Source organism: Sphingomonas sp. FUKUSWIS1 (genome assembly GCF_000733135.1).
Classification (GTDB): Bacteria; Pseudomonadota; Alphaproteobacteria; order Sphingomonadales; family Sphingomonadaceae; genus Sphingomonas; species Sphingomonas aerolata.
Genome location: NZ_JPJC01000282.1, coordinates 18879 through 20055, shown reverse-complemented (window position 1 = coordinate 20055; position 1177 = coordinate 18879). Strand labels below are relative to the sequence as shown.

The 1177-nt window shown below is 65.5% G+C and carries 1 protein-coding gene; it reads left to right on the top strand.

What is annotated here, in order from left to right; translation table 11 throughout:
• Positions 1 to 330 precede the first annotated feature (330 nt).
• The coding region (locus sphsw_RS18040) for a glycoside hydrolase family 3 N-terminal domain-containing protein (RefSeq protein ID WP_327195656.1) at positions 331 to 1177 on the top strand (847 nt) is incomplete at its 3' end.

Below are 1177 nucleotides of genomic sequence, written 5' to 3'. Positions count from 1 at the left end.
GCATCTGGTTGTTTGCGACCGCAGCAACCAGACCGTGTGGCCGTTCGCTGCGGTGACACCCCTCTAGGACCACTCCCCGCACCCGTCAAATGCAAATTTCACTTTTATGGCAATTTTTGCGCCCTGGCGCGTTCTGCGCCCCCGTGACGCTTATAGCCGGCTTTCCGAGCGGTGGCAGACAACACCGGAGTTCGGATGCGAATTCGATCCTTCCCTTGCTTGTAACGTAAATGATTTGCCCGACGCCCCGCTGCGGCGATAGCAGGGTGGCAATGCCCGGGGGCGTCGGCATCAGTCGAAGCGCTTCGAACCGGGATCAGGGAGATAAGGATGTCGACGGGTTTCTCATCGGTGACGATCGCACTGCTGCTACAGACCGCGGCCTCGCCGATCGCGTCGCGACCGCCAGCCTCGCCGCCCCCTGCCCCTGCCCCGACATCTACTCCGACATCTGCTCCGACATCTGCCGCGCCAGCCGCAAACCCGGCGTCCACACCGCTTTCGGCGGTCGCGAATCCAGGCCTCTGGCCGACCGCCAAGGCCATGCCTTTGCGCGACGCGAAGATCGAAGCGCGGCTCGACGCGATCGTCGCGCGCATGTCGATCGAGGACAAGGTCGGCCAGCTGATCCAGGTCGACATCGCCAGCATCACCCCCGCGGACCTGCGCACCTACAAGCTCGGCTCGATCCTCAACGGGGGCAATTCGGGGCCGAACGGCGACGATCTCGCGCCGCCGATCGAGTGGCTGAAGCTCGCGGATGCCTTTTACGATGCGTCGATGGCGCGCAGCGACGGTCGGCCCGCCATTCCGGTGATCTGGGGCACCGACGCGGTGCACGGCAACAACAACATTCCCGGTGCGACGCTCTTCCCGCATAATATCGGCCTCGGTGCGACGCGCGACCGTGACCTGATGCGCGAGATCGGCCATGTGACCGCGATCGAGACCGCCGCCGCCGGGATCGACTGGACCTTCGCGCCGACGCTCGCGGTGGTCCGCGACGATCGCTGGGGCCGCACCTATGAAAGCTATTCGGAAGAACCCGCGGTCCAGACCGATTTCGCCGGCGCGGTGATCGAGGGCGTGCAGGGCAAGGTCGGCACCAGGGATTTCCTTGCCCCCGACCGCGTGATCGCGACGACCAAGCATTTCCTCGGCGACGGCGGCACCGGCG